Genomic DNA, 22,887 nt, shown 5'->3' with positions numbered 1-22,887 from the left:
TAAAAAAACGCGGCGCCAGGCGCCGCGTTTTTCGTTGAACCGGTCTGGGCCGGATCAGGCCTTGGCGACAGCCTTCTTCGCCACAGCCTTCTTCGCCGGAGCCTTGGCCACGGTCTTCTTGGCAACCGGAGCGGCGGCGCCTACGGCGACCTTGCTGGCGGTGTGCGAACGGGCGTTGCCGTAGCTGGCGTTGTAGCGCTTGCCCTTGGCGGTCTTGCGGTCACCCTTACCCATGTCTTCAACTCCTCAAATGTGAAATCTGGTTACCCCGTACTGACACGGGTTCGACGGGGCCGCCTTGCTGGGCGCCCCCGCGCACGATCGAAAATCCTATCACGGAGCGCCTAGTGCGCGCAGCTGGCGTCGTGCACGTGACCGTGGTTGAGGCGCAGGTTGACCAGGTGGGCCACTCCCACCAGCAGGCCGCCGACGGTCATCACCACCGCGTGCGGCACCGCATTGTGGTGCAACGGGTCGTACAGCACGCCGGCCCACAACGCGACCAGGCCGGGAATCAGGAAGCCCAGCGCACGCAGCGCACCGTGCCGGCGGTAGCCCCAGACCAGGCTGAACAGCCCCAGCAGGGTGACGAACACCACCAGCGCCTGTTCCACCCCATCGCTCAGCCAGAACGACAGCCCCAACGAAGGCGCTGCGGCCAGCAGTACCGGGATCACCGCGCAGTGCACCGCGCACAGCATCGAACCAGTAGCGCCGAAACGGTCGAGCAGGTGGCGCAGGCGTGAGGACAGGGACATGACTTCCAGCAGGGTCGGCGAATCGTTATGGAATAATATAACATCCCTCTCCGACCCGCACGGTTTCCCTCCCCCTGTCCCATCGACGGGATTCGTGCGCCCTGTGATTGATACATTGTAACAAAGGACCCGTCCATGCCCGCCCACACCCCACGGCTCAAGCCGCATTCCCTGGCCCTGGCCCTCGCTGCCCTGCTGCCGTCCGTCGCCTTTGCAGCCGGCCAGGACACCTCCCATCGTGACCGCCACCTGACCGAGCTGTCGTCGGTGCAGGTCACCGCGTCGCCGCTGCAGGGTGATGCCGAATCGCTGGCACGCCCGGTGGAGGTTCTGGCCGGTGAACGCCTGGACGAGCAGAAGGCCGGCACCCTCGGCGATACCGTGGCCAAGCTGCCCGGCGTGCAGAGCACCTTCTTCGGTCCCGGCGTCGGCCGCCCGATCATCCGCGGCCAGGAAGGCCCACGCGTGGCCGTGCTGTCCAACGGCATGGGCAACATGGATGCCTCCACGGTCAGCGCCGACCACGCCACCAGCATCGAGCCGTTCCTGGCCGACCAGATCGAAGTGCTGAAGGGCCCGGCCACGCTGCTGTTCGGCAGCGGCGCCATCGGTGGCGCGGTCAACGTGGTGGATGGCCGCATCGCCCGCGAACTGCCGGAGCGTCCGCTCAGCGGCCGCGCCGAACTGCGCGGCAACTCGGTGAACAACGAACGCAGCGGCATGTTCCGCCTCGACGGCGTCAGCGGCAATGTCGTGCTGCACGTGGATGGCCTGGTCCGCAATGGCGATGACTACCGCATCCCCGGCTATGCAGTGATCGACAGCCTTGAAGATCATCATGACCACGATCATGACCATGATGCGGCCGAGGGCGAAGAACCGCGCCGCGGCCGCCTGGACAACAGCTCGATCCGCACCCGCGCCGGCGGCGTAGGCGCAACCTGGCTGGGCGACGGCGGCTACTTCGGCGTATCGGCCAGCACCTACCGCACCAACTACGGCATTCCCAATGGCGCGCACGTGCACGCCGATGGTGATGATCATGGCCATGACCACGGTCACGACCATGGCGATGAAGAAGAAGGCGGCGACGAACATGACGTGCGCATCGACATGGTGCAGAACCGCTTCGAGACCAAGGCCGGCATCTACGACCCGGTCTCGTTCCTGAAGAACATCAACGCGCGCGTGGCCTACACCGACTACGAACACGTGGAGCTGGAAGCAGGCACACCGTCCACCCGCTTCACCAACCGCGGCATCGAGGCACGCCTGGAAGCGGTGCAGCAGCAGATCGGCGGCTGGGACGGCGCGTTCGGCCTGCAGTTCGGCAACAGTGATTTCGGTGCCAAGGGCGAAGAGGCGTTCGTTCCGGATACCGGCACCAGGAACATCGGCCTGTTCGTGCTGCAGGAAAAGCAGTTCGGTCCGTTCAAGCTGGAACTGGGCGGCCGCCACGACCAGGTCAAGCTGGACCCGACCGGTGACTATCGCCGCCGCACGTTTGGTGCCACCAACCTGTCTGCTGCCGGCATCTGGAAGCTCAACGATGCCGTTGACCTGCGCATCGGCGTGGACAGCTCCGAGCGTGCACCGACCAACGAAGAGCTGTATGCCGCCGGCGCGCACATCGCTACCCGCTCGCTGGAAATCGGCGACGCCAACCTGAAGACCGAGCGCGGCCAGCGCGTGGAACTGGGTATCCACACCCACAGCGAGCGTCTGGACTTCTCCGCGTCGGTCTACCAGACCAAGTTCAAGGACTTCATCTACCTGGCCGACACCGGCATCACCGAGGGCCTTCCGGTGCGCACCTGGACGCAGCAGGACGCGGTGTTCCGCGGCGCCGAAGCCGAAGCGCTGGTGCACCTGTTCGAAGGCGGCGCCGGCGACTGGGATCTGCGCCTGTTCGGCGACTACGTGAAGGCCAAGCTGGATGGCAGCGGCAGCCGTAACCTGGACATCGCCGTGCCGCATGGCGACCACAACCACAACTACAGCGTGGAGCTGGCCAATACCGGCTACCTGCCGCGCATCGCCCCGGCCCGCGTCGGCGCCGACCTGCGCTGGTCGAAGGACGGCTGGCGCGCCTCGGTCGGTGCGGTGCGTTACAGCCGCCAGAAGGACGTCGCCCAGAACGAAGCACCAAGCGACGGCTACACCCTGGTCGACGCGCACCTGGCCTACCGCTGGGACCGCAACGCGAGCAACAGCTACGAGGTGTTCCTGGATGGCAGCAACCTGACCAACCGCGAAGTGCGCCCGCATACCTCGCTGCTGCGCGACTACTCGCCGCTGCCGGGCCGTGGTGTCGCATTCGGCATCCGCGCGTTCTTCTGATCGCGCACCGGTGCCGGATTCCATTCCGCAGTAAAGGAGTCCGATCCCACACCACCCCACGGGGGCCTTCGGGCCCCCGTTTTCGTTTTGGCCGATTCCATCACGCATTCGTCACAAAGATGTGCGTACCACAACAAGCGGACAATCCCGTCACTCAACGTCTCGCTAATCGGACATTTTTGTCCGACAATAATTCCATGACTGCCCAACGTGCCGATGCTGCTGCCCGCCGTGCCCTCATCCTCGATGCCGCCGATCATGTATTCGGCCAACATGGCGTCACCGCCCCGCTGGACCTGGTGGTCGAACGCGCCCAGGTGGGCCGCGCCACCCTGTACCGCAACTTCCCCGACCGCACTGCGCTGATCCAGGCGCTGCTGCAACGTACGGTTGATCGCATCCGGCGCCAGGTTGAACAGCTCGGCGACCGTGACGACGCGCTGTTCGAGGTGTTCGAGGGTATGGCCCAGCGCATCATCGATTCACCGGCGCTGGCCGATTACTGGCGTGCGGTCGACTCGGACGTGCCGGCCATGCGTGCCGCACGCGAGACCGTGCGCGACCTGCTGGAGGAGCCGATCGCGCGCGCCAAGGCGGCCGGCCTGTGCCGTGCCGACCTTGAGAAGACGGATATTTCACTGATCTCGGGCATGCTGGGCGCAGCCCTGCGCGGCAAGACCCGCGACGAGCGCGCCCAGTTGGCCGGGCGCGCCCTGCAGCTGCTGCGCGGGGGTCTCCAGGGAGCAACCAGCGAGGCCCGCTGATGGTCCAGCCGTATCTGAAGCCGGTTCCGGATTGGGAGGAGCACGAGAAGCCGACCATGCCCGGTTCGGCATCGATGCCCTGGCACCCACCGTACCGTCGCTTGGCCTATGCCCTGGTATCGCTGCTGGTGGCGATCACCGGTGGCCTCGGCAATGCGCTGGTCACCGCCAACCTGCCGTTCCTGCAGGGCCAGCTGGCACTGACCCCGACCCAGGGCAGCTGGCTGGTGGCCGCCTATGCCATGGTGAATGTCACTGCCAACCTGCTGGCCTTCAAGTTCCGCCAGCAGTACGGCATCCGACTGTTCGCAGAGATCGGGCTGGGCCTGTACGCGGCACTGGCGGTGCTGCACCTGTTCGTCGGCAGCTTCGAGACCACGATGCTGACCCGCGCCGCCAGCGGCTTCGCGGGTGCGGCCTGTTCGACACTGGGCACGCTGTACATGCTGCAGGCGCTGCCGCGCCGCTTTACCGGAAATCTGCTGGTGGTCGGCGTCGGCCTTTCGCAGCTGGCGGTGCCGATCGCCTGGATCGTTTCACCAGGCCTGGTCGATACCGGCCAATGGCATCAGCTCTACTCATTCGAAGCCGGGCTGGCACTGTGCGCGTTCGCGGCAGTGGTGGTGCTGAAGCTGCCGCCCGGCATCCAGGTGAAAGCCTTCGAGCCACTGGACTTCCTCACGTTCGCCCTGCTTGCGCCGGCTGTCGCGCTGCTGGTGATCGTACTGGCGCAGGGCTACACGCGCTGGTGGCTCAACACACCGTGGCTGGGCTGGGCGCTGGTCGCCTCGATCGTGCTGTCCACCACCGCCTTCATCATCGAACACTACCGGCGCAATCCGCTGCTGCAGATCCGCTGGCTGTCGAAGCTGCCGGTGCTGCACTTCATCGTCGGCGCGTTCCTGATCCGCTTCCTCACCACTGAGCAGTCCTACGGCGTGGTCAACCTGATGCGCACGCTGGGCATGGGGCCTGACCAGATGCGCCCGCTGTTCGTGGTGATCCTGGCCGGCGTGATCGTGGGCATTGCCGGCGCCTCGCTGACCTTCGGCCCGAAGCGGCTGATTGCCCAGCTGCTGATGGCGATCCTGCTGCTGGGCGCCGCCGCGTTCTTCGACCAGCACCGCACCAGCATGGATCGGCCGCACGACTTCTACGCCAGCCAGTTCCTGGCCTCGGTCGGTGCCGGCATGTTCATGGGCCCGTTGATCATGCTCGGCATTTCCGCCGCGCTGAAACAGGGCGTGGATCACATGATCACCTTCCTGGTGACGCTGTCGATCACGCAGACGCTGGGTGGGCTGGCCGGTTCGGCGGTGCTGGGTACCTTCCAGCTGCATCGCGAGCAGTTGTACTCCAGCGCATTGACCAGCCAGCTCGATCCAGCCGATCCGGTGGTGGCGCAGCGCCTGCGCATCCAGCAGCAGCTGTACGCCGCCCAGATCACCGACCCGGTGCTGCGCAGTGCCCAGGGCAGCGCACAGCTGGCGCAGACCACGCGCCGCGAAGCCAACGTGCGCGGCTTCAATGATGTCTTCACCCTGAGCGGTTGGCTGGCAATCGGCTTCCTGTGCTGGTTGCTGCTGCTGTCGCTGCGCACCGCCGTGCTCAAGCAATGGCGCAAGCGCCACCCCACTCCCCCCACTGCGGCCACGCCAGCCGCGCCCCGCTGAGTTCTCGACCATGCCCCCCGTCCCGCCCCGACCCGACGACGCCGACAACGTGACCCCACCGCCGCCGACCGACGCGGCGCCTGCCCCCACGCCGGTAGAACCCGCGGTCGCGCCGAAGTACCTCAAGCCCAGCGCGCGCAGCGTGGTGGTGATGGTGGTGGTGGCCCTGCTGGGCATTGCGCTGATCCTGCGCGCCTGGCACCTGTGGCCGTTCACCAGCAGCGTGATGGTGACCGACAACGCGTATGTACGCGGACAGATCACGGTGATGGCGCCACAGGTGAACGGCTACGTGACCGAAGTGCTGGTGAAGGATTTCCAGCACGTGAAGGAGGGCGAGCCACTGCTGCGCATCGATGACCGCATCTATGCGCAGCGGGTCGCCCAGGCGCAGGCGACGCTGGACAGCGCACGCGCGGCACTGGCCAACTCGGACCAGTCGCAGGCGCAGAACCGTGCGCAGATCGCCTCTGCACGCGCCACGTTGTCGGCCGGGCAGGCGGAGCTGCAACGCTCACGCAACGAGACCAAGCGCTACGAGGAGCTGGCCGCGCAGCAACTGGTATCGATCAACGACCGCGACAAGTTCCGCACCACCCAGGCCTCGGCACAGGCCAGCGTGCAGCAGTCACAGGCGCAGATCCGCATCGCCGAGGAAACGCTGGTGTCGACCCAGGTGGCGCGGAAGAGCCTGGAGGCCCAGGTGGAAAGTGCGCAGGCGCAGCTGGAACTGGCGCGCATCGATCTGGCCAACACGGTGATCCACGCGCCGCGCGACGGCCAGATCAGCGAAGCCAGCGTGCGCGTGGGCCAGTACGTCGCCGCCGGTTCGCAGCTGCTGTTCCTGGTCCCTGACACGCTGTGGGTGGTGGCCAACTACAAGGAAGGCCAGACCTGGGGCATGGCGATCGGCCAGCCGGCCACATTCTCGGTGGACGCGTTCCAGGGGCAGGTGCTGCGGGGCCGCGTGCAGGAGATCGCGCCGGCTACCGGGTCGGAGTTCAGCGTGCTGCGCCCGGACAATGCCAGCGGCAACTTCACCAAGGTGGTGCAGCGGCTGCCGGTTCGGATTTCAATCAATGGGAATCAGGAGCTGGCAAAGCAGCTGCGTCCCGGCATGTCGGTGATCGTGCGGGTGGATACCCGTTCCAAGCCGATGGACTAGCCTGCGGCCTGGTGGACTCGGCTGGGTAGAGTCGACTGTTAGTCGACTGCACTTCCATGAACCCCATGAACACCCCGCGCTACGCGCGGTAGTCGACTAACAGTCGACTCTACCCAGTCGACTCTCCCGCCGACACGATCAACCTGCGCAGCGCGCGCAGAGCCCGTGCACTTCCAGGGTCTGCGCCTGCGGCTGGAAACCCAGCTCCTTGGCGCGCTTCTCCAGCTGGGTGACGATCTCGCGGTCTTCCAGTTCCACCGCGCTGTGGCAGCTGTTGCAGATCAGGAACGGCACTGAATGGGCTGCACTGCTGGGATGGTGGCAGGCCACGAAGGCATTCACCGACTCCAGCTTGTGCACAAAGCCATTGGCCATCAGGAAGTCCAGCGCGCGGTACACGGTGGGCGGGGCATCAGCGCCCACGCCCTTGCCGTTGCGCACCCATTCCAACAGCTCGTAGGCCTTGACCGGCTTGCCGGCCTCGGCGATCAGCTTCAGCACATTGGCGCGGATCGGGGTCAGGCGCAGCCCGCGTTCGCGCGAGACGCGCTCGACCACCGCCACGAAATCCGATGCGTCGTGGACGTGGTGGTGCGGGGCGGTACAGGCGGTGGCGGTCTTGGCGGGCATGCGTGTTCTCCGGTTCGGGCCTGGCAAGGATGCCTCAGGCCGTTGCTACCTTGGTGATGGCCGCATCAATGCGTTTCAAGGCCTGCTCGCGGCCGGCCAGGTAAACGGTATGGGAAATGTCAGGGCTGACCTGGGTGCCGGTGATGGCCACGCGCAGCGGCTGGGCGACCTTGCCCATGCCGATTTCCAGCGCGGCGGCCGCATCGTGCAGGGCTACGCCTACCGATTCGGCGGTCCATTCCGGCAGGGCGGCCAGCAGCTCGCGGGCCTTGCCCAGCGCCACCTCGGCACCGGCCTTGAAGTGCTTGGCCACCGCCGCTTCGTCGTACTCGGTCAGCGGCTGGTACCAGACCACGGCCTTCTCGGCCATTTCCTTCAGGGTCTGCACGCGTTCACGCAGGGCGATCACCACGTCCCCCGGGGCCGGGCCAGCGGCCACGTCCAGGCCCAGCTTCTGCAGCTGGTACACCAGGTGCGGCACGATGGCGGCCACGTCCTCGGTCTTCAGGAAGTGCTGGTTGACCCAGCCCAGCTTGGCCATGTCCAGGCGCGAGGCCTTGGAATTGCAGTCCTTCACGTCGAACAGGTCGATCAGTTCCTGGCGGCTGAACAGCTCCTGGTCACCGTGCGACCAGCCCAGGCGGGCCAGGTAGCTCAGCAGCGCATCAGGCAGGTAGCCGGCGTCCTTGTACTGCATCACGTCGGCCGCGCCGGTGCGCTTGGACAGCTTGGCGCCCTGCTCGTCCAGGATCATCGGCATGTGGCCGAACTTCGGCACCGGTGCGCCGATGCCTTCGTACAGGTTGATCTGGCGCGGGGTGTTGTTGATGTGGTCGTCGCCGCGGATGACCTCGGTGATGCCCATGTCCCAGTCGTCCACCACCACCGCGAAGTTGTAGGTGGGGAAACCGTCCGGGCGGAAGATGACCATGTCATCCAGCTCGCTGTTGGCGATCTCGATGCGGCCCTTGATCAGGTCGTCGAACACCACCGTGCCTTCCAGCGGGTTCTTGAAGCGGATGACGCGGTTCGGGTCATCCTTGCGCGGCAGGCCCAGGTCACGCGCGGCACCGTTGTAGCGCGGCTTCTCCTGCTTGGCCATGGCGGCCTCGCGCATGGCGTCCAGCTCTTCGCGGGTCTCGTAGGCGTAATACGCCTTGCCGTCGGCCACCAGCTGCTCGGCCACTTCCAGGTAACGGGCGACGCGGTCGGTCTGGTAGATCGGGCCCTCGTCGTAATCCAGGCCCAGCCACTCCATCGCCTCCAGGATGGCGTCGATCGCGCCCTGGGTGCTGCGCTCACGGTCGGTGTCCTCGATGCGCAGCACGAACTCGCCGCCACGGTGACGGGCCTCCAGCCAGCAGTACAGCGCAGTGCGGGCACCACCGATGTGCAGGTAGCCGGTGGGACTGGGGGCGAAGCGGGTGCGGCAGGTCATGGACGGCTCGAGGAACGGGAATCCCCCGATTTTACCAGCCCTCCGCCCCCGACGGAAAAAGGGGACGGAGGGGATTAAGTCGCGATTGCCCAGCCTCTGGGCGTGGCGACCGGGAAACGGAGGGGAGAAACGACTTAATCCCCTCCGTCCCCTTTTACGGTTCCACCTTGCGCGGGAAGGGCTGCTCACGCGTTGCGGCGTTGTAGGCAAACGACGCGACGATGGCCGCGGCCTGCTTCAGGTCTTCCGGCTCGGCGTGGTCCCAGGTGTCCAGGTGGCTGTGGTGGACGTTGGTGAAGTAGTCCAGACGGTCCTGGATGAACTGGAAGCCCGGCAGGCCGATGCGATCGAAGCTGATGTGGTCGGTGCTGCCGGTGTTGCGGGTGGCCACGGTGGTGGCGCCCACGTCATGGAACGGCGCAAGCCAGGCTTCGAAGATCGGCATGGCGGCCAGGTTTTCCTGCGCGTAGATGCCACGGAAGCGGCCCGAGCCGTTGTCCATGTTGAAGTAGACCTGGAACTTGCCGTAATCGCGGGTCTTCTGCAGCGCGCCGGTGGGCTCGCGCAGCGAAGCCGGCAGCGCCTTCTGCGCCGGGTCGGTGGGTTCCGGGAAACGACCGAAGTGCTTGGCCACATAAGCCTGCGAGCCGATCAGGCCCTGTTCCTCACCGCTCCACAGCGCCACGCGGATGGTGCGCTTGGGCTTGGCGCCGGTCGCCTTGAGGATGCGCATCGCCTCCATCATCACCGCCACGCCGGCCGCGTTGTCGGCCGCACCGGTACCGCTGTGCCAGGAATCCAGGTGCGCGCCGATCATCACCACTTCATCGGGCTTGCTGCTGCCACGGATCTCGGCGAGCGTGTTGTAACCGGGCTGGTCGGCCTCGTCGGTGAAGCGCGCGGCCACATCCACGCGCAGGCGCACGGTCTGCTTGGCCTCCAGCGCGCGCACCAGTGGATTGAAGTGCTCGCTGATCATCGCCAGCTCGGGAATGCCCACCGATTCACCGGCCTTGCGCGAACCGCCACCGGCAACCCGGACGATGCCGTTGTCCCAGCTGCTGATGCTGATCGAGGCCAGCGCGCCTTCTTCGACGAAGAACGCATTGACCCTGGTCGCCAGTTGCTGGCGCTCCTGGTATTCCTTGACCCGCTTGGCACGCTCGGCGGTGGCGTCCTTGTCCTTGGGCAGGGTGAATTCCTGCAGGCCCTCCAGCGAGGTGGCGTCGTGGCGATGCGAATCGGGCTCGGTGCCGCGCTTGTACTCGCGTGCCTCGCCCAGCAGCAGGATCTTGCCGCGCAGCTTGCCGCGGTACTTCTCGATGTCTTCGGGCTTCTTGATCTCGACCTGGACGAGTTCGCCTTCGACCGGGCCCTTGGTGCCCGGCGTCCAGGCCTTGGGCAGTGCATGCAGCGGCTGCACGCGATCACCCAGCATTTCCACACTGGCCGAGGTGAACTCCCAGCCACGCCCGAAGTCGTCGAAGGCTTCGTCGTGGACGTTGTCCAGCTTCCATTCGTTGAACTTGCCACGCGTCCACGCGTTGGCGCGGCCCATCGCCGGCGAGTTGGTCAGGCGCGGTCCGATGCGCTCGGTGAGATAGCTGAAGGTGTCCATCACCTGCGAGCGGTGGAAGGCCTCCTGGCGAATGCGGCTGACCATGTCCAGGTCCACCGTCTCGCGCTGCTGCGCGCCTGCATTGCCACCCATCGCCAGCGCTGCGGCCAGCATGCCCCACTTCAACACATCGCACCCCTGCCCTTCGGCTCGATCATCAACCCATCGAGTCTAGCCAGCAGGGGCGCGCCGATACCGTCCCATCGGTCATGGGCGGCGCGGAGGCGTGCGAACCAAGGTTCGCACCCACAGGAGAGTAGTTGGTTCGCACCTGCCAAGCCGAATCACCCATTCCAGCCCAACCACAACTGCGCCCGCTCCGGCAGCAGCAACAACCAGTGCCGCCGATCGATGCTGCTGCAGCCGTACACCGCCGCATGCGTGGGCCAGTCCTCGGGCAGGCCACCGATGCCGATCTCGGCCAGCGCCTCCGCCCCGGCCTTCCATGACCGGTAGCGCGGCACCCGCCCAGCCACCGCGCCGCGTCCTTGCCGTGCGCCCTGCAGCCAATCCAGCCCCTGCCCCCGCAATCCCTCGCAGGTCACTGCTGCCAGCTGGAAGCGGACCAGGCCGGGGGCGATCCGTGCCCCCGGCAGGGCCGCCAGCACGCCATGTGCCTGCAGCAGTGCATCCACTTCCAGCAGGGCCGGAATGCCCTGCCGTGCCCGTTGCCGCAATCCCTGGCGCCAGCTCATGGCGTGCTCCTTACTTCAGTTCCGCGCCAAGCGCGTACCAGTCGACCCGGCGGGTCACCCACATCGCCAGCGCCAGGATCACGAACAGCAGCAGCGACCCCATCAGCAGCGCGTTGTTCTCCGACACCAGCAGGCCATACAACGCGCCGTACAGCACGGTCAGCAGCGCCGCGAAGCCGAGGCCGCGCTTCCAGTGGCCCAGCACATTGGCCAGGTACACCGCCTGCAGCCCGATGCAGGCCACGGCCGAGACCAGGTAGGCCTTCCAGAACGCAATGTGCTCGGACAGGCTGATCAGCAGCAGGAAGAAGATCGCCAGCGCCAGGCCCACCATCAGGTACTGCAGTGGGTGGATGCGCAGCGACTTGATCAGCTCGAACAGAATGAAGCCGACGAAGGTGAGTACCACGAACAGCACGCCGTATTTCGAGGCGCGGTCGGCCTGGGTGTAGGTATCGACCGGATCGACCAGCGACACCGTCACCGCCTGCGAGTCGACCGAACCGTCATTGCGCAGCTGGCGCTGCGCATCGGAGGCCAGCGAGGACACCGCCCAGCGCGCATCGAAGCCCTGCGCATCGACGCGTCGCTCATTGGGCAGGAACGCACCGCTGAACGACGGATGCGGCCAGCTCGAACGCAGCGCGATGTGGGTGTCATCGCCCACCGGCACCACCGACAGCATGCGGCTGCCATCCAGGCGCAGCTCCAGTTCAACGGTGCTGGCAGCCAGCGTGCCGCCCTGATCCGCAGCGAAACCGGCCACCGGTGCATGCAGGCCGCGTCCGACCTCGCTGGCAGCGCCAACGCCCGGCAGCAACCGGAACTGCTTGCCATCCACACGCAGGTTCGGCGTACCGACCAGGCCGCGCACATCGGAAATGCCCACCGCCACATACGGCTTTCCGTAGCTGCGACCGGCCTTCACCGGGTAGTCGTCTGCGGCGAAGGTCGCCTTCATCTGGCCGTTCCAGCTGTACACCGGCACCTTGAACAGGCCGACTTCGCGCTGGCTCGGCAGCATCTCGCCGCCCACCTCCAGCGACGCCGGCATCTGCAGCCAGTGCCCCTCGGTGACCTGCACCTCGGTCTTCTTGACGCCCAGCGGGTCGACCAGTTCAACCTGCTTGCGTTCCACCCATGGCACCACCCGTACCGGGCCCACCAGCTGCTGTGCACCGGCGCGGCTGTCGGCCACCCGCGAGAAGGCCTCGTCGCGGTACGCACTGCGTTCGTTGATGACCCCGCGGATCATCGTCAGCGGCACCAGCAGCAGCAGGATCAGCCCGCCGACAATGGCGAACCTCAGCAGCATCTTCAGGGATTTCATGGTCCATCCTCGTTGGAGAGGGCTGCAGGATGGACCGCCGTGGTGAGCAGGGTTTGTGGCGAATTTGAAGCGAGTGTGAAGTCAGCGGCGCGGGCGCTGGCCCGGCGCGCCCAACGGCAGCCACAGGCTGGCCACGGTGCCGCCGCCCTCGCGGACGTCGACACTGGCGCGCCCATCGTGCAGGCGCGCGACTTCCTGCACGAACGGCAGGCCCAGGCCGGAACTGCGCCGCCCGCTGCCGGGGCGGGCCAGCGAATAGAAGCGCTCGAACACCCGTTCGCGCGCATAGTCCGGGATGCCGGCGCCGCGGTCGGCCACCTGCAGGCGCACGCCCTGCCCGTCCACCTCGGCCTGCAACGCGATTTCCGCGCCGGACGGAGAGAACGCAATCGCGTTGTCGATCAGGTTGTGCAGTGCCTGCCGCAGCAGATAGCCGTCGCCCTGCACCTGCAGGTCGGGCACGCTGCCGATGCGGACCTGCACGCCCGCCGCCTGTGCGCGCACCTGCGCGGCAGCGGCCGCGTCGGCCAGCAGCACTGGCAATGCAATCGGGTCGCGGGTCTGCAGCCAACCGTGCTGTTCCACTTCGGCCAGCGCCAGCAGCTTGTCGATGGTCTCGGTCAGCCGCTCCTGCTGGTCGACAATGCTGCGCGCGAAATGCACGCGATCGGCCTCCGGCAATGGTTCCTGCAGCAGCTCGGCGGCGCCGCGGATGGCCGCCAGCGGGCTCTTCATCTCATGCGTCAGCGACTGCACGTACTGCTCGACGTAGGCCTTGCCTTCCAGCTTGCGGCGCATCGTTTCCAGTGCCTGCCCAAGATCGCCGATCTCGTCACGACGACGCCGTGGCGGCGGCACCGGTTCGCCGGCGCTGACCGCGCGTGCATAGCGGCTGAGCTGGCCGAGGCCGGTGGTCAGCCACATCGTCACCAGCACGCCGACCAGCGCCGACAATCCGATCAGCCAGGCCCCGCGCTCGATGATGGCGCGTTGGCTGGCAGCGATGAACGGATCGATGCTGCGGTTGGGTTGCGCCAGGCTGAGCACGCCAATCAGGGTGCGCCCATCGGCCGGGTCATATACCGGCGCCGCCACGTGCATCACCGTATCGCCCTCTTCGCCGGCAATCTCGGGGCTGGAACGCGCGCCGTACTCACCACGCAGGGTACGGTAGACATCATTCCAGCGCGAGTTGTCGCGCCCCAGGTCGCGGCCCAGCGAGTCGTAGATGACGATGCCCTTGGCGTCGGTGATGGTCACCCGGTAGTCCAGTGAACGCTTCGGGAAACGCCAGACCATCGCCTTCAGGTCGCGCTGGCGCGCCTTGGCCAGGTTGCGGGTGAAGCTGCCGCTGCGGATGGTGCCCGCCTTGACGTCGGCGGCGGCCATCTCGGCCAGCACGTTGGCGGCATCGACCAGGGTCGATTCCATCGCCTGGCGCACACCCGGCTTCACTTCGTTGACGAACACGCGCATCACGAAGAACGCCGCGATGCCGGTGATCAGGAAGAAGCCCAGGAACAGCTTCAGCACCAGGCGCATCGGCTAGACCTCCAGCGCGTAGCCAAGGCCACGGTGGGTGCGGATCGGGTCGTCGCTGGCACCGGCTGCACGCAGCTTGGCGCGCAGCGTCTTTACATGGGTATCGACGGTGCGGTCGGCACTGTCGGCGCTGCTGTCCCAGCCACGGTCCATCAGCTGGGCACGGCTGAGGATGGCTCCGGGGCGCTGCAGCAGCGCCTCCAGCAGCGCGTACTCGTAGCGGGTCAGGTCCAGTGCCTGGCCACGGAAGCGGATGCGCCGGCCTTCGCGGTCGATGGCGAAGGCGCCATGTTCCTGCCAGCCTGCATCGGCGCCGGGCGCTGCGATGACCGGTGCCGCGCGGCGCAGGCGCGCACGCACCCGTGCCACCAGTTCGCGCGGCGAGAACGGCTTGGTCATGTAGTCGTCGGCGCCCAGTTCCAGGCCGAGCACCCGGTCCACTTCATCATTGCGGGCGGTCAGGAAGATCACCGGCAGCTGCGCCACCGGCCCGGGCTGCGCGCGCAGCCGCCTGCAGACCTCGAAGCCGCCCAGGTCGGGCAATCCCACGTCCAGCACCACCACGTCGATATCCCCGGCCTGCAGCCGCTGCAGCGCCTCCCCGCCCAACAGGCAGTGGCTGGCGGCATAGCCCTCGCTGCGCAGCGCATAGAGCACGGTTTCGGCGATGGCGGCTTCGTCCTCGACTACCAGGACATGGGCAACGGGAGCTGTCATGGCGCGCAGCATAGCCGCTGCGGCCGCCGCCCCGTACACTGCCGCCCATGAACTATCGCCACGCCTTCCATGCCGGCAACCACGCCGATGTGCTCAAGCACATCGTGCAGCTGGCCCTGATCGACAGCTTCAAGCGCAAGGACAGCCCGTTCTTCGTGCTCGATACCCACGGCGGTGCCGGCCGCTACCTGCTGGCCAGCGAAGAGAGTCGCAAGACCCTCGAGGCCGAATCCGGGATCATGCGGCTGATGGCCCAGCCCAAGCTGCCGGAGGTGGTCGAGCGCTACCTGAAGGCGGTGCAGGCCGACAACCCGGTCGGCGCGATGACCAACTACCCGGGCTCGCCGCTGCTGAGCGCGCAGGCGATGCGTGCGCAGGACCGCATGGCGGTGTGCGAGCTGCAGGAAGCCGAAACGGCCACGCTGAAGGCCCTGTTCGCCCATGACAGCCGCGTCGACGTGCGGGCCGGCGATGGCTATGCGCTGCTGCGTTCGCTGCTGCCGCCGAAGTTCAACGGCAGCAAGATCGGCCGTGGCCTGGTGCTGATCGACCCGCCCTACGAGGCCCAGGACGCCGAGTACCAGGCCGTTCTGGCCGCCCTGGCCGAAACCCTGGCGCGCTGGCCGCAGGCCACGTGTGCCGTCTGGTTCCCGATCAAGCAGCGCCGCACCATCCTGCATTTCCTGCGCAAGGCCAGCGCGCTGCCGGTCAAGTCGGCGATGACGATCGAGTTCCTGGTGCGCCCGGACGACTCGCCGCTGCGCCTCAACGGCAGCGGCATGCTGCTGCTCAACCCGCCCTGGCAGTTCGACCGGGTGGTCGGCCCGGCCCTGCCGGCGCTGCGCCAGCACCTGGGCGAACCCGGCGCCAGCACCCGCCTGGATTGGCTCAAAGCCCCCGAATAACGGCCTTCACGAGGCTGTACCGCCGTGAGCCTTTCGTTCACGGAATGCAGCCCCGGTGATGCCACAATCGATGGACCACCAAGGAATCACCCGGTATGGCCACTCGCAACCGCATGCCGCCCTGGCATGAGATCTTCAAGGCTCCCAGCGGCCACGAGCTGCTGATCCGCCCCATCCGCCCGGAAGATGGCGCACCGCTGCAAGCGGCGTTCAGCCTGTTCGGGCCGGAAGAAATCCGTGATCGTTTCCTGCAGGCGGTGACCGAGCTTTCGCCGGAAACCACCCAGCGCCTGACCCACCCCAATCCCAAGACCGAGATCACCCTGGTCGCAGCCGAATCCCTGCCCGCGGGCGAAGCAGTGGTCGGCGCGGTCGCCCGGGCCTCGATCATCCCCGGTACCCGTGAAGCCGAGTACGCGATCCTGATCAGCCGCTTCCTCATTGGCCAGGGCCTGGGCCGGCAGCTGATGCGCAAGCTGGTGAAGTGGGGCCGCGGCAAGTACCTGGACCGCCTGTACGGCGACGTTGCCGCCGAGAACGAGCCGATGAAGCAGCTGGCCGCCTCGCTGGGCTTCAAGCCGGTGCCGCACCCGACCGGTGCCGAAGGCCTGGTGCGGATGGTGCTGGAGCTGGACAACTGATGGATGCGCCGGGCGTAACCCGGCGCCGCATTCGGGTAGTGCCGGCCGCTGGCCGGCATTCCGATACCCCAACGGCACATGAGGCGGCCGGCAAACGACCGGCACGACCCACCGGGCTTCGATCAGGCTTCTGCTAAAATCCGGGGTCCATGTCGCGTACCTCATACCCCGCCCCGCCGCTGCCGCGCGCCGGCCAGCTCCGCGCCTGGTGGCGCGCCCCCGCCTCGCCGACCGCCCTGGCCTGGTACCTGTCCCAGGCCGCGCGTGCGCACGACGCGCCGCTGCTGGTGATCGCCCGTGACAACCACGGCGCCAACCAGCTTGAAGCCGACCTGCAGACCCTGCTCGGCGGCGACCCGGCCCTGCCGGTGGTCGCTTTCCCGGACTGGGAAACCCTGCCCTACGACCGCTTCAGCCCGCATCCGGACATCATCTCGCAACGCTTGTCCGCCCTGCACCGCCTGCCCGCGCTGAAGCGCGGCCTGGTGATCGTGCCGGTGCAGACCCTGCTGCAGCAGCTGGCCCCGCGCAGCTATGTGATCGGTGGCAGCTTCGACCTGAAGGTCGGCCAGCGCCTGGATCTTGAAGCCGAGAAGCGCCGCCTGGAAAGCGCCGGCTACCGCAACGTGCCGCAGGTGATGGACCCGGGTGACTTCGCGGTGCGCGGCGGCCTGCTCGACGTGTTCCCGATGGGCGCCGACGAGCCGCTGCGGGTGGAGCTGCTGGACGAGGACATCGACTCCATCCGTGCCTTCGATCCGGAAAGCCAGCGTTCGCTGGACAAGGTCGAGGCGGTGCACATGCTGCCCGGCCGCGAAGTGCCGATGGACGAGGCCAGCATCGCCCGCGTGCTGGCCACGCTGCGCGAGCGTTTCGATGTCGATACCCGGCGCAGTTCGCTGTATCAGGACCTGAAATCCGGGCTGGCTCCGGCCGGCGTCGAGTACTACCTGCCGCTGTTCTTCGAGCGCACCGCGACCCTGTTCGACTACCTGCCCGACGGCAGCCTGCCGGTGGTCTGCACCGGTGCGTACGAAGCGGCAGTCGCGTTCTGGGCGCAGACCGGTGACCGCTACGAGCAGCGACGCCACGATGTGGAACGCCCGCTGCTGCCGCCGTCGGCGCTGTACCTGTCGCCGGAGCTGCTGCGCGAGCGTCTGAACGATGCCCCGCGCATTGAGGTGTGGTCGGCTGACCACGCGCGCATCGCCGATGCCCATGCGTTGGGTGACCAGCCGCTGCCGCCGCTGCCGGTGGCCGCACGCGAGGCCCCCGCTGGCGACGCGCTGAAATCCTTCCTCGGCCACTATCCCGGCCGGGTACTGATTGCCGCCGATTCACCCGGGCGTCGCGAGGCCCTGCTGGAAGTGCTGCAGGCCGCCGAGCTGAAGCCGCCGGTGGTGGCCGACCTGCCCAGCTTCCTCGCCGGCGATGCGCGCTTCGCGATTGCGGTGGCGCCGCTGGAGGATGGCTTCGCGCTGGACGATCCGCGCATCGCGGTGCTGACCGAGCGCCAACTGTTCCCCGAGCGCGCCGGCAGCACCCGCCGCACGCGCCGTGCCGGCCGCGAGCCGGAAGCGATCATCCGCGACCTCGGCGAGCTGACCGAAGGCGCGCCGATCGTGCACGAGGACCATGGCGTCGGCCGCTACCGTGGCCTGATCGCGATGGACGTCGGCGGCATGCCCGGCGAGTTCCTCGAAATCGAATACGCCAAGGGCGACCGCCTGTATGTGCCGGTTGCCCAGCTGCATCTGATCAGCCGCTACTCCGGTGCTTCGGCGGAAACCGCGCCGCTGCATTCGCTCGGCGGCGAGCAGTGGAGCAAGGCCAAGCGCAAGGCTGCCGAGAAAGTGCGCGATGTGGCGGCCGAACTGCTGGAGATCCAGGCCCGCCGCCAGGCGCGTGCCGGACTGGCCCTGCAGGTGGACCGCGCGATGTACGAACCGTTCGCGGCCGGCTTCCCGTTCGAGGAAACCCCCGATCAGCTGGCCGCGATCGACGCCACCCTGCGCGACCTGGCCAGCAGCCAGCCGATGGACCGTGTGGTCTGCGGCGACGTCGGCTTCGGCAAGACCGAGGTCGCGGTGCGCGCGGCGTTCGCCGCCGCCAGCGCCGGCAAGCAGGTGGCCGTGCTGGTGCCGACCACGCTGCTGGCCGAACAGCATTACCGCAACTTCCGCGACCGCTTCGCCGATTACCCGCTGAAGGTCGAGGTGCTGTCGCGCTTCAAGACCACCAAGGAAATCAAGGCCGAACTGGAGAAGGTCGCCGCAGGCACCATCGACGTGATCGTCGGTACCCACCGCCTGCTGCAGCCGGACGTGAAGTTCAAGGACCTGGGCATGGTCATCGTCGACGAGGAGCAGCGTTTCGGCGTGCGCCAGAAGGAAGCACTGAAGGCGCTGCGCGCCAACGTGCACCTGCTGACCCTGACCGCCACGCCGATCCCGCGCACGCTGAACATGGCCATGGCCGGCCTGCGCGACCTGTCGATCATCGCTACGCCGCCACCGAACCGGCTGGCGGTGCAGACCTTCATCACCCAGTGGGACAACGCGCTGCTGCGCGAAGCCTTCCAGCGCGAGCTGGCACGCGGTGGCCAGCTGTACTTCCTGCACAACGACGTGGAGAGCATCGGCCGCATGCAGCGCGAGCTGTCCGAGCTGGTGCCCGAAGCACGCATCGGCGTCGCCCACGGGCAGATGCCCGAGCGTGAGCTGGAAAAGGTGATGCTGGACTTCCAGAAGCAGCGTTTCAACGTGCTGCTGTCGACCACGATCATCGAATCGGGCATCGACATCCCCAACGCCAACACCATCATCATCAACCGCGCCGACCGCTTCGGCCTGGCCCAGCTGCACCAGCTGCGTGGCCGCGTCGGCCGTTCGCACCACCGTGCCTACGCCTACCTGATCACCCCCGACCGCCGCGCGATCACCCCCGACGCCGAGAAGCGCCTGGAAGCCATCGCCTCGATGGACGAACTGGGCGCTGGCTTCACCCTGGCCACCCACGATCTGGAGATCCGCGGTGCCGGTGAACTGCTCGGCGAGGACCAGAGCGGGCAGATGGCCGAGGTCGGCTTCAGCCTCTATACCGAGCTGCTGGAACGCGCGGTGCGCAGCATCAAGCAGGGCAAGCTGCCCGACCTGGATGCCGGCGAGGAAGTGCGCGGTGCCGAGGTCGAGCTGCACGTGCCGGCGCTGATTCCGGAAGACTACCTGCCGGACGTGCACACCCGCCTGACCCTGTACAAACGCATTTCCAGCGCGCGCGACAGTGATGCGCTGCGCGAGCTGCAGGTGGAGATGATCGACCGCTTCGGCCTGCTGCCGGATGCCGCCAAGCATCTGTTCGCCATCGCCGAGCTGAAGCTGAAAGCCAACACGCTGGGCATCCGCAAGCTGGACCTGGGCGAGAACGGTGGCCGCATCGTGTTCGAGTCCAAGCCGAACATCGATCCGATAGCGGTGATCCAGCTGATCCAGAAACAACCGAACCTGTACGCCATGGAAGGGCCCGACAAGCTGCGCATCAAGCACCCGCTGCCGTTGCCGGAAGACCGCTTCAATGCGGCCCGCGCCCTTCTGACCACCCTCGCCCCGGGTTGATCGCCCCCCGAACACCCCGCACCGGTCCCCACCCGGTGCGGGCGGATGACCATGTTCCCTGACGCCGTACCCGCCCCCGACCTGCTGCACGCGCAGGCCTGCCTGATCGATGCCCTCTCGATGTCGCTGCAGATGCGCGACGCCTACACCCGCCACCATTGCGACCGCGTTGGCCTGCTCGCGCAGCGCCTGGCCGCGCACTGCGATCTCGACGACGATGCCTGTGCGCAGATCGGCCTGGCCGCGCGCTTCCACGACGTCGGCAAGATCGGCATTCCCGACGATGTGCTCCTGGCACCGCGCCGGCATACCGATGAGGAGCGCGCGATCATGCGCGAGCATCCGGTGCGCGGCGAGCACATCTTCCTCGCCACCGGCCGCAGCGACGCCGCACCGGTCGCACGGCTGATCCGCGCCCATCACGAAGCGTTTGATGGCAGTGGCTATCCCGACGGCCTGCGTGGCGAATCCATCCCGCTGGGCGCACGCATCGTCACCATCGCCGATGCCTACGATGCGATGACCAGCGTGCGCCCGTATCGCGATGCGATGGAGCACGAAACCGCATTGCGGATCATCGATTCGCAGTCTGGAGGGCTGGTGGATCCCTACGTGCTGCAGCGCTTCCATCGCATGCTGGCGCGGGAGCCGGAGCTGGCCTGAGATCTTCCCGACGGTGAAACGACCCGCCGGTAGAGTCGACTGTTAGTCGACTATCGCGCGCAGCGCGGGATTTTCTCGATCTGAACGAAGAGCAGTCGACTCTACCAGTCCGCTCCTAGCGACCGGCCAGAAAGACAAAAGGCCCGGCTTTCGCCGGGCCTTTGGCATCACGCGTTACGTGCGATCGATTACCAGATCACCACGCGCTTGTCGTCAGCACGCACCATCGCGTCGCCAGCCTTGCACTGGAATGCAGCGGCATAGGACGGCATGTTCGACGGCGCACCGTTGGCACGGAAGTTGGCCGGCGCGTGCGGGTCGGTGTTCAGCCGCACGCGCAGCTCACCGTCGGTGAAGTTGCGGCGCCACACGGTGGCCCAGTTCATGAAGAAACGCTGGTCCTGGCTGTGGCCATCAACTTCGACATTCGCCTTCGGGTCTTCCTTCAGCGCCATCTGCAGCGCGTCGTAGGCCACGGTCAGGCCGCCCAAGTCACCGATGTTCTCGCCCAGGGTCAGCTTGCCCTTCACGAACACGCCCGGCACCGACTCATAGCCATCGAACTGTGCGACCAGCTGGTCGGTACGTTCGGTGAAGGCCTTGCGGTCGGCGTCGGTCCACCAGTTGTCGAAGTTGCCGTTGGCAGCGAACTGGCTGCCCGAGTCGTCGTAGCCGTGCATCATTTCGTGGCCGATGACCGCACCGATGCCGCCGTAGTTCAGCGCCGGGTCGGCCTTGGCGTCGAAGAACGGCGCCTGCAGGATTGCCGCCGGGAACACGATCTCGTTCTTGGTCGCGTTGTAGTACGCATTGACGGTCTGCGGGGTCATGCCCCACTCGGTCTTGTCCACCGGCTTGCCGATCTTGTCCAGCATGTAGCGGTAGTTGAACGCACGCGCCGCCTGCATGTTGCCCAGGTAGCTGTCGCCGTTGGTCTGCAGGCCGGTCCACTCACGCCACTTGTCCGGGTAACCGATCTTGGGGGTGAAGCTGGCCCACTTTTCCAGTGCCTTCTTCTTGGTTTCTTCGCCCATCCACGGCAGCTGCTCCAGGCGTGCCTTCAGCGCCTGCGACAGGTTTTCAACCAGGTGCTGCATGGCCACCTTCGACTCGGCCGGGAACACGGCATCGACGTACAGCTGGCCCAGGGCTTCACCCATGCCACCGTTGACCGACTCCAGCACGCGCTTCCAGCGCGGCTGCATTTCCTTCTGACCACGCAGGGTGGTGCCATAGAAATCGAAGTTGGCCTTCTCGAACTGGCTGCTCAGGTACGGCGAGGCGTCGTCGATGGTGTGGAAGCGCAGGTAGGCCTGCCAGGTACTGGCCGGCACATCGGCGAGCATCTTGTCCATTTCACCGAAGAAGCCCGGCTGCGCCAGCGAGAACTTCTGCGCGGCCGGCACCTTCAGGGTGTCGAACAGCGCGGTCCAGCTGAAGTTCGGGGTCAGCTTGTCGGCGTCTGCGGCGCTGAGCGGGTTGTAGCGCTTGGCCGGGTCACGCATTTCGATGCGCGACATCGAGGCTTTGGCCAGGCGGGTTTCGAAGGCCATCACGGCCTTGGCCTGCTCGGCCGCCTGCGCGGCGTCCACGCCGGACAGGGTCAGCACCTGGGCGATATAGGCCACGTAGGCATCGCGGATCTTGGCCTGCGCGTCGTCGAAGTAGTAGCCCTTCTCCGGCAGGCCCAGGCCGCCCTGGCCGACGTAGGCGATGACGTTGGCCGAATCCTTGTAATCAGCATTGGCGAACAGCGAGAACAGCACGCCCTTGCCCTCGGCCTGGCTGTCGCGCAGGTACTGGGTGATGGCGGCGGTGTCGTTCAGCGCGGTGATCTTGTCCAGCTGCGGCTGCAGCGGTGCCAGGCCGGCCGCTTCGATCTTCGCTTCGTCGTTGCCGGTCTTCCAGATGTCACCGATCTTGGCTTCCACCGAGCCGGCCTTGGCCTGGCTGGCGGCGGCCTGCTGCACCAGCGCGTGCTGCACTTCCAGCGAGCGCTCGCGCAGGATCTCGAAGCTGCCCCAGGTGGTCTGGTCGCCCGGCACCGGGTTGGCCTTCAGCCACTTGCTGTTGACGAAGCCATTGAGGTCGGTACAGGCCGAGATGGCCGGATCGAGGTCGGCGCTGTTGAGCGAGATCAGCGGCGTCTTGATCTGCGACAGGTCGAAGGCCGGCTTGGCGTCGGCGCTGGCCGCCGGCGCGGTTTCATTCTTGCCACAGGCCGCCAGCGAGGCAGCGATGGCGATGGTCAGGCCCAGCGGGACCAGGTTGCGGACGTTCATGAGGCTCTCCTGCGGGTAATTTCACAGGGTAGCCGGGGACGCCCACGACAGGGACCGGCCAAAGGTCACAGGACGCCCTTCTGTAGAGTCGAGCCATGCTCGACTGCTCTCG

18 protein-coding genes are annotated in these 22,887 nt (G+C 67.0%); 8 read left to right on the top strand and 10 right to left on the bottom strand.

The annotated features are described in order from the left end of the window. Positions 1 to 54: 54 nt before the first annotated feature. Positions 55 to 234 carry a 30S ribosomal protein THX gene (locus tag N5J73_RS16000; protein WP_004150462.1) on the bottom strand — a complete coding sequence of 60 codons (180 nt, stop codon included), beginning with the start codon at positions 232 to 234 and terminating at the stop codon, positions 55 to 57. Positions 235 to 344: 110 nt separating this feature from the next. Then, complete coding sequence (locus N5J73_RS15995) at positions 345 to 758, bottom strand: MerC domain-containing protein (RefSeq protein WP_019338435.1); 414 nt, start codon at positions 756 to 758, stop codon at positions 345 to 347. A gap of 135 nt (positions 759 to 893) precedes the next feature. Here N5J73_RS15995 and N5J73_RS15990 point away from each other — a divergent pair, with 135 nt between their 5' ends. The 4 genes from N5J73_RS15990 (at position 894) to N5J73_RS15975 (ending at position 6,700) form a co-directional block, all read left to right on the top strand. After that, on the top strand, positions 894 to 3,098 hold the full coding sequence (locus tag N5J73_RS15990; RefSeq protein WP_049446773.1) for a TonB-dependent receptor: 2,205 nt from the start codon (positions 894 to 896) through the stop codon (positions 3,096 to 3,098). 197 nt (positions 3,099 to 3,295) lie between these two features. Then, positions 3,296 to 3,862, top strand: a complete 567-nt coding sequence (locus tag N5J73_RS15985; protein ID WP_049446774.1) for a TetR/AcrR family transcriptional regulator — start codon at positions 3,296 to 3,298, stop codon at positions 3,860 to 3,862. Continuing rightward, complete coding sequence (locus N5J73_RS15980) at positions 3,862 to 5,535, top strand: MFS transporter (protein WP_049446776.1); 1,674 nt, start codon at positions 3,862 to 3,864, stop codon at positions 5,533 to 5,535. Before N5J73_RS15985 ends, N5J73_RS15980 begins: the two co-directional genes overlap by 1 nt. A gap of 10 nt (positions 5,536 to 5,545) precedes the next feature. Further along, on the top strand, positions 5,546 to 6,700 hold the full coding sequence (locus tag N5J73_RS15975; RefSeq protein WP_049446778.1) for an HlyD family secretion protein: 1,155 nt from the start codon (positions 5,546 to 5,548) through the stop codon (positions 6,698 to 6,700). Between the two features lie 138 nt (positions 6,701 to 6,838). Here the strand turns inward: N5J73_RS15975 and N5J73_RS15970 are convergent, their stop codons facing one another. The 7 genes from N5J73_RS15970 to creB form a co-directional block, all read right to left on the bottom strand. Then, complete coding sequence (locus N5J73_RS15970; RefSeq protein ID WP_004150412.1) at positions 6,839 to 7,330, bottom strand: Fur family transcriptional regulator; 492 nt, start codon at positions 7,328 to 7,330, stop codon at positions 6,839 to 6,841. Between the two features lie 34 nt (positions 7,331 to 7,364). Beyond that, positions 7,365 to 8,768 carry a glutamate--tRNA ligase gene (gene gltX / locus N5J73_RS15965; RefSeq protein WP_049446780.1) on the bottom strand — a complete coding sequence of 468 codons (1,404 nt, stop codon included), beginning with the start codon at positions 8,766 to 8,768 and terminating at the stop codon, positions 7,365 to 7,367. Positions 8,769 to 8,922: 154 nt separating this feature from the next. Next, positions 8,923 to 10,500 carry a M20/M25/M40 family metallo-hydrolase gene (locus N5J73_RS15960; protein ID WP_049446783.1) on the bottom strand — a complete coding sequence of 526 codons (1,578 nt, stop codon included), beginning with the start codon at positions 10,498 to 10,500 and terminating at the stop codon, positions 8,923 to 8,925. A gap of 170 nt (positions 10,501 to 10,670) precedes the next feature. Continuing rightward, on the bottom strand, positions 10,671 to 11,081 hold the full coding sequence (locus N5J73_RS15955) for a hypothetical protein (RefSeq protein ID WP_049446784.1): 411 nt from the start codon (positions 11,079 to 11,081) through the stop codon (positions 10,671 to 10,673). Positions 11,082 to 11,091: 10 nt separating this feature from the next. Beyond that, entirely contained in the window at positions 11,092 to 12,411 is a 1,320-nt protein-coding gene (gene creD / locus N5J73_RS15950) for a cell envelope integrity protein CreD (RefSeq protein WP_049446785.1), read from the bottom strand. Positions 12,412 to 12,492: 81 nt separating this feature from the next. Then, entirely contained in the window at positions 12,493 to 13,953 is a 1,461-nt protein-coding gene (gene creC, locus N5J73_RS15945; RefSeq protein WP_049446787.1) for a two-component system sensor histidine kinase CreC, read from the bottom strand. A gap of 3 nt (positions 13,954 to 13,956) precedes the next feature. Then, complete coding sequence (creB, locus tag N5J73_RS15940) at positions 13,957 to 14,682, bottom strand: two-component system response regulator CreB (protein ID WP_080354850.1); 726 nt, start codon at positions 14,680 to 14,682, stop codon at positions 13,957 to 13,959. A 35-nt stretch (positions 14,683 to 14,717) separates the two neighbouring features. On the opposite strand from creB, the gene rlmJ reads away from it, so the two are divergent. From rlmJ to N5J73_RS15920, 4 genes are all read left to right on the top strand, one after another. Then, complete coding sequence (rlmJ, locus tag N5J73_RS15935; protein ID WP_049446789.1) at positions 14,718 to 15,575, top strand: 23S rRNA (adenine(2030)-N(6))-methyltransferase RlmJ; 858 nt, start codon at positions 14,718 to 14,720, stop codon at positions 15,573 to 15,575. 95 nt (positions 15,576 to 15,670) lie between these two features. Continuing rightward, positions 15,671 to 16,216: a GNAT family N-acetyltransferase gene (locus N5J73_RS15930; protein ID WP_004150340.1), complete on the top strand. Its 546-nt coding sequence runs from the start codon at positions 15,671 to 15,673 to the stop codon at positions 16,214 to 16,216. A gap of 149 nt (positions 16,217 to 16,365) precedes the next feature. Further along, positions 16,366 to 19,830: a transcription-repair coupling factor gene (gene mfd / locus N5J73_RS15925; RefSeq protein WP_049446791.1), complete on the top strand. Its 3,465-nt coding sequence runs from the start codon at positions 16,366 to 16,368 to the stop codon at positions 19,828 to 19,830. A 45-nt stretch (positions 19,831 to 19,875) separates the two neighbouring features. After that, a complete protein-coding gene (locus N5J73_RS15920) occupies positions 19,876 to 20,493 on the top strand; it encodes an HD domain-containing phosphohydrolase (protein ID WP_049446793.1) in 618 nt (205 codons plus the stop codon). A gap of 188 nt (positions 20,494 to 20,681) precedes the next feature. On the opposite strand, the gene N5J73_RS15915 is transcribed toward N5J73_RS15920, so the two are convergent. Then, on the bottom strand, positions 20,682 to 22,775 hold the full coding sequence (locus N5J73_RS15915) for a M13 family metallopeptidase (RefSeq protein ID WP_049446795.1): 2,094 nt from the start codon (positions 22,773 to 22,775) through the stop codon (positions 20,682 to 20,684). Between the last annotated feature and the right edge of the window lie 112 nt (positions 22,776 to 22,887).

Source organism: Stenotrophomonas sp. GD03654 (genome assembly GCF_029845105.1).
Taxonomy (GTDB): Bacteria; Pseudomonadota; Gammaproteobacteria; order Xanthomonadales; family Xanthomonadaceae; genus Stenotrophomonas; species Stenotrophomonas africana.
Note: the sequence above shows the minus strand (reverse complement) of the source record. Positions and strands in the feature narration are given on the sequence as shown.

Coding starts and splice junctions, on each gene's coding strand:
- N5J73_RS16000 (WP_004150462.1), bottom strand. CDS start 234: ATGGGTAAGGGTGACCGCAAGACCGCCAAGGGCAAGCGCTACAACGCC.
- creD (WP_049446785.1), bottom strand. CDS start 12,411: ATGAAATCCCTGAAGATGCTGCTGAGGTTCGCCATTGTCGGCGGGCTG.
- mfd (WP_049446791.1), top strand. CDS start 16,366: ATGTCGCGTACCTCATACCCCGCCCCGCCGCTGCCGCGCGCCGGCCAG.
- N5J73_RS15970 (WP_004150412.1), bottom strand. CDS start 7,330: ATGCCCGCCAAGACCGCCACCGCCTGTACCGCCCCGCACCACCACGTC.
- N5J73_RS15915 (WP_049446795.1), bottom strand. CDS start 22,775: ATGAACGTCCGCAACCTGGTCCCGCTGGGCCTGACCATCGCCATCGCT.
- N5J73_RS15975 (WP_049446778.1), top strand. CDS start 5,546: ATGCCCCCCGTCCCGCCCCGACCCGACGACGCCGACAACGTGACCCCA.
- N5J73_RS15980 (WP_049446776.1), top strand. CDS start 3,862: ATGGTCCAGCCGTATCTGAAGCCGGTTCCGGATTGGGAGGAGCACGAG.
- N5J73_RS15930 (WP_004150340.1), top strand. CDS start 15,671: ATGGCCACTCGCAACCGCATGCCGCCCTGGCATGAGATCTTCAAGGCT.
- creB (WP_080354850.1), bottom strand. CDS start 14,682: ATGCTGCGCGCCATGACAGCTCCCGTTGCCCATGTCCTGGTAGTCGAG.
- N5J73_RS15960 (WP_049446783.1), bottom strand. CDS start 10,500: ATGCTGGCCGCAGCGCTGGCGATGGGTGGCAATGCAGGCGCGCAGCAG.
- N5J73_RS15920 (WP_049446793.1), top strand. CDS start 19,876: ATGACCATGTTCCCTGACGCCGTACCCGCCCCCGACCTGCTGCACGCG.
- N5J73_RS15985 (WP_049446774.1), top strand. CDS start 3,296: ATGACTGCCCAACGTGCCGATGCTGCTGCCCGCCGTGCCCTCATCCTC.
- N5J73_RS15995 (WP_019338435.1), bottom strand. CDS start 758: ATGTCCCTGTCCTCACGCCTGCGCCACCTGCTCGACCGTTTCGGCGCT.
- N5J73_RS15955 (WP_049446784.1), bottom strand. CDS start 11,081: ATGAGCTGGCGCCAGGGATTGCGGCAACGGGCACGGCAGGGCATTCCG.
- creC (WP_049446787.1), bottom strand. CDS start 13,953: ATGCGCCTGGTGCTGAAGCTGTTCCTGGGCTTCTTCCTGATCACCGGC.
- N5J73_RS15990 (WP_049446773.1), top strand. CDS start 894: ATGCCCGCCCACACCCCACGGCTCAAGCCGCATTCCCTGGCCCTGGCC.
- gltX (WP_049446780.1), bottom strand. CDS start 8,768: ATGACCTGCCGCACCCGCTTCGCCCCCAGTCCCACCGGCTACCTGCAC.
- rlmJ (WP_049446789.1), top strand. CDS start 14,718: ATGAACTATCGCCACGCCTTCCATGCCGGCAACCACGCCGATGTGCTC.